The sequence below is a fragment of the Nocardioides pelophilus genome, assembly GCF_014180685.1.
Classification (GTDB): domain Bacteria; phylum Actinomycetota; class Actinomycetes; order Propionibacteriales; family Nocardioidaceae; genus Nocardioides; species Nocardioides pelophilus.
The window spans coordinates 1-4,935 of the sequence record NZ_JACEHF010000236.1; the positions used below are offsets into that span (position 1 = coordinate 1).

4 protein-coding genes and 1 pseudogene are annotated in these 4,935 nt (G+C 71.6%); all 5 read right to left on the reverse strand.

All coding sequences use genetic code 11. The features are described 5' to 3' along the window. A partial coding sequence (locus H0488_RS22010; protein WP_183101347.1) for an alcohol dehydrogenase catalytic domain-containing protein occupies positions 1-265 on the reverse strand: 265 nt, incomplete at its 3' end. A gap of 62 nt (positions 266-327) precedes the next feature. Further along, positions 328-810 carry a hypothetical protein gene (locus H0488_RS22015; protein WP_183101348.1) on the reverse strand — a complete coding sequence of 161 codons (483 nt, stop codon included), beginning with the start codon at positions 808-810 and terminating at the stop codon, positions 328-330. A 38-nt stretch (positions 811-848) separates the two neighbouring features. Continuing rightward, complete coding sequence (locus H0488_RS25170; protein ID WP_312856481.1) at positions 849-1,700, reverse strand: malic enzyme-like NAD(P)-binding protein; 852 nt, start codon at positions 1,698-1,700, stop codon at positions 849-851. After that, positions 1,625-2,239 (reverse strand): annotated as a pseudogene (locus H0488_RS25175) (ACT domain-containing protein); the annotation flags it as partial. The gene H0488_RS25170 and the pseudogene H0488_RS25175, both read right to left, overlap by 76 nt. A 245-nt stretch (positions 2,240-2,484) precedes the next feature. Next, on the reverse strand, positions 2,485-4,647 hold the full coding sequence (locus H0488_RS22025; RefSeq protein ID WP_183101349.1) for an MMPL family transporter: 2,163 nt from the start codon (positions 4,645-4,647) through the stop codon (positions 2,485-2,487). Between the last annotated feature and the right edge of the window lie 288 nt (positions 4,648-4,935).

A 4,935-nucleotide genomic window follows, 5' to 3' on the forward strand; every position in this document is an offset into this window, starting at 1 on the left:
CGGCCAGCACCCGGTCGCCGACGGCGACCGTGTCGACGTCGGGCCCGACCGCCGTGACCACGCCGGCCACCTCGTAGCCGACCACCATCGGCGGCTTGGGCGCGTCGGGGTAGAAGCCGACCCGGGCCATGGTGTCGGCGAAGTTCACGCCGGCGGCCCGTACGTCGACGGCGACCTCGCCGTCCTTCGGAGCGGCAGGCTCGGGCCGGTCCTGGACCTGCAGGACCTCGGGACCGCCGTGGCGGGTGATGACGACAGCACGCATGGCTCGACGCTAGCGGCGTGCCGCCAGGGAGGACGTCCTCCTACGGTCGCAACCTCGCGCCCTCAGCAGACGAGGTCGAGACGGTGCTCGTGACCGTTGAAGGCGAAGGTGTCACCGGCCCGCAGGCCGGCGATCGCGTGGAAGACCGGCGAGTCGGCCGAGATCCCTTCGTAGGCGACCCCGTCACACTCGAACGCGTCCGCGACCACGCCGACGACGTAGTAGTCACCGCCGAAGGCGACGATCGCGCCGGGCTCCACGACGTCCTTGACTCCGAAGTCGAGGAGGTCGACCGCGGCGAGGTCGGCCTGCTGGCGCTCGCGCGCCGACTCCAGCAGCCCGTGCAGCTCGCCCGCCGCGTCGGACTGCGACAGGTCGTCGGAGGAGTACGGTGCCTCCGGGTCCAGCTCGGCGGCGGAGCGCTCCGAGGAGACCGCCTGTCCGGACGCCTCGAGCTGTGCCTCGCCGTGAGCCTTCAGCGCGTCCTTGACGCGTTGCTTGGCACTGGCGTCCAACCTCGCTGGCAACTCCGCTGGCTCGGCCATGATCGTCCTCTCGGGGTAGGTGGCGCCGGTCCGCCTGGTCAGGTCCGGTCCGCGTCGCCACGGACCGCGGCGGCGACCGCACCCGGGACGTCGGGGTTGAAGACGCTCGGGATGATGAAGCTCGCGTGCAGCTCCTCGTCGGTGACGACCGCCGCGATGGCGTGCGCGGCCCGCAGCAGCATCTCGGTCGTGACCTGCGAGGCGCGGGCATCGAGCAGGCCGCGGAAGACACCGGGGAACGCGAGCACGTTGTTGATCTGGTTGGGGTAGTCGGACCGCCCGGACGCCACGACCGCGGCGTACTTCGCCGCCTCGATCGGGTCGACCTCCGGGTCCGGGTTGGCCAGCGCGAAGACCACCGCGCCCTCGGCCATGTCCTGGATCCACTCTGCGGGCAGCACCCCGGGCCCGCTGACGCCGATGAACACGTCGGCGCCCTTGAGCCCGTCGCGGAGCGTGCCGCGGATCTGGCGCGGGTTGGTGATCGCCGCCAGGTCGCGCTTGGCGGGAGGGAGCGAGGTGTCCTCGCGCGACAGCAGCCCCTCGCGGTCCCAGACCACGACGTCGTCGGCCCCGTCGGCGCGCAGCAGCGACACGATGGCCGACCCGGCGGCGCCGCCGCCGGCGACGACGATGCGGGCGGCCGGCAGCGGCTTGCCGACCNGACCACGCGGAGCGCGTTGCGCAGCGCTGCGAGCACGACGATCGCCGTACCGTGCTGGTCGTCGTGGAAGACCGGGATGTCGAGCGACGCGCGCAACCGGGCCTCGACCTCGAAGCAGCGCGGCGCGGCGATGTCCTCGAGGTTGATGCCGCCGAAGCCCGGCGCGATCATCTCGACCGCGCGCACGATCTCGTCGACGTCCTGGCTCGCCAGGCAGATCGGCCAGGCGTCGATGTCGGCGAACCGCTTGAAGAGCGCCGCCTTGCCCTCCATCACCGGGAGCGCCGCACCGGGCCCGATGTTGCCGAGCCCGAGCACGGCGGAGCCGTCAGTCACCACCGCGACCGTGTTGCCCTTGATCGTCAGCTTGGCGACGTCCTCGGGATGCTCGGCCAGCGCCATGCTCACCCGGCCCACGCCCGGGGTGTACGCCATCGAGAGGTCGTCGCGGTTCTTCAGCGGCACCTTGCTCCGCACCTCGATCTTGCCGCCGAGGTGCAGCAGGAAGGTGCGGTCGGACACCTTGTGCACGGTGACGCCGTCGATGGCCTCGACCGCCGCGACCACCCGCTCACTGTGGTCGCTGTCGGTCGCGCTGCAGGTCACGTCGAGCACCAGCCGGTCGTGCTTGGAGTCGGCCACGTCGATCGCGGTCGTGATCCCGCCCGCCTCCGCGATCGTGGTCGCGACCGTGCCCACCACGGCGTAGTCGGGCGCGGCATACAGGCGCATGGTGATGGAGTACGACGACGGCGTGACGCTCATGCGTCTACCTAAGACCCCTCCGGCTCCTACTACCAAGTAGGAGTCGGCGCCCCCTGGGTTGTGGTCATTGATTTTCGACCTGGTTCGCACTTCCTCGGCGCTGCGACCGCTGTAACTCGGTGTTCGGTCCGCTCCCGGGGCGCCGAGTCCGCTCCCTCGGCTCTATGACCAGTCACAGCACCCGGCAAGCGCCCGCAACACCGAGGGAGTCCGAGGGGAAGTCCGCGTACGGCGAACGCGGCCGATCAGTCTCGTGCCGCCCGACCCGCCGTCGGCGTCGTCGCCTCCTCGCGGAAGCCGAACCGGTCGTGCAGCCGTCGCAACGGCCCGGGCGCCCACCAGTTCGCCTCGCCGAGCAGCCGCATCAGCGCGGGCACCAGCAGCGCGCGCACGATGGTGGCGTCGATGAGCACGCCGAGCGCCATCGCGACCGCGATCTGCTTCATGAAGAAGACCGGGCTGACGGCGAACGACAGGAACACGACGGCGATCATCACCGCGGCGGCGCTGATGATCCGGCCGGTCCGGGCCACGCCGTGCGCGACGGCGTCCTCGTTGGAGAGGCCGCTGTCGTGGAGCTCCTTGATCCGCGCCATCACGAGGACGGCGTAGTCGGTCGCCAGCGCGAAGGTGACCGCGAAGAGGAACACCAGGCTGGTGACCTCGACGGCGTACGGGCCCGGGTAGTCGAGCAGCTGGGTTCCGACCTTGCGTTCGAAGACCAGCACCAGGATGCCGAGCACGGCGGCCAGGGTCAGCGCGTTCATCAGCAGCGTCTTCAACGGGAGCAGCACCGAGCCGGTGAGGAGGAAGAGCAGGCCGATGGTCAGCGCCACGATCAGCAGGACCACGAGCGGCGCGTTCGCGACCAGGCTCTCCTTCTCGTCGATGAACCGGGCGGTGTTGCCGGACACCAGCAGCTCGCTCTCCCCCGGTGCCGCGAGCGACCGGATCTCGCGGATCGCGTCCTGCGAGGAAGCGGCGAGCGCCTCGCCGTCCAGCCCGGCGGTCGCATACGCGACGCCGTCGTCGGCCGTCACGAACGGCGCGACGCTCTCGACCCCGGGCACCGCGGCGATCTCGGTGGCGAGCCCGGCGAGGTCCGCTTCACCGGCGTCCCCGGTGACCACGAGCGATACGCCCGCCGAGAGCGCACGGCTGTAGTGGGCGTCGACGTAGCGGTTGATCTCGTAGGACTGCTGTCCCGGGGGCACCGCCTGGGCGCTGGGCCCGGTCAAGGTCGTCGCGAGCAGCGGCGCCGCCATGGCGAGGAGGAACGCGGCGGTCGCCACGGCGACGATCACCGGCCGGCGCATCACGCCGCGCGCGAGGCGGAACCATCGGTCCGAGGTGGCCGAGACCGCCGGCCCCCGGCGGATGGACAGCGCGTCGATGCGCGGTCCGAGGACCACGAGCAGAGCCGGTACGACGACGACGGCCATCACCGCGGACAGCACGCCGACGACCGCGCCGGCGAAGCCGATCGAGTAGAGGAACCGCTGCGGCATCAACGTCAGCGACGCCATCGCCGCGGCGACCGTGAGGCCGGAGAAAAGGCTCGCGCGGCCGGCCGTGCGGACCGCACGCCGGTGCGCCTCCTGGGTCCGGCCGTGGGCATCCACCTCCTCCCGGTAGCGGGAGACGAGGAGGAGCGCGTAGTCGACAGCGAGCCCCAGGCTCAGCGCGGTCGCGATGTTGAGGGCGAACAGCGAGGTGTCGACGAACGCCGCCATCACGCGCAGCGCGAACAGGGTGCCGAGGATCGACAGCACGCCGAGCATCAGCGGCACCGCGGCCGCGACGACACTGCGGAACACGAGCAGGAGCAGGAGGCCCAGGAGCGGGAACGCGATCAGCTCGGCCTTGGTCAGGTCGCGCCGGGTCTGGTCGTTGACCTCGTTGAAGCCGGGCGCGAACCCGCCATACCCGATGTCGACGAGGTCGGAGGTGACCCGCTCGCGCACCGACTCGTCCGCGAGTCCGCCCTCGTCCTCGAGGTCGGTCGTGGACAACCGGGCGGGCAGCACCAGGGAGCGCCCGTCCTCCGCGATCAGCCCCGGGACCGGGTCCTCGAGCGGATTGGTCACCTGTCCGACGTACGCCGAGCCGCGCAGCTGCTCGGCGAGCCGGGCCACCTCGGCCCGGATCTCGGGGTCGCCCACCTCGAGCGGGCCGCCGTCGCGGGCGCGGACGAGCACGAAGAGGCCCGGCTCCGCGCCGTACCCCTGCGCCTCGGCCAGCACCTCGCTCGCACGCTCGCTCTCCGACTCCGGGTCGGTGAAGCCGGCAGCCTTGAGGTGGTGCTCGACGTCGTGCCCGAAGAAGCCTGCGACCGCAGCGAAGAGGAAGGCGCCGGCGAGGATCTTGCGCGGATGGCGCCAGCTCCAGCGGGCGATCAGGTCGAGCATGGCGGCAAACTAGCCTGCGCCGACCCGCAGGGTGGTCGCGAGCGGGCCGCGCAGAAAACTTTACCCGCGTGGAGTCACCACGACAGGGCTCACTGGCCCTAGCCTGACCCGGACCACTGCTCCCCCGGAAGGACCCACCATGAAGAGCATCGGCCTGCCCCTCAGCGCCACCCTGCTGGCCATCGGCCTGACCCTGTCCGCGTGCGGCGGCGGCACGCCCAGCCAGGACGACATCGCCGAACAGCTCGTCGACTCCGCGAGCATCCCCGGGGACCAGGCCGACTGCGC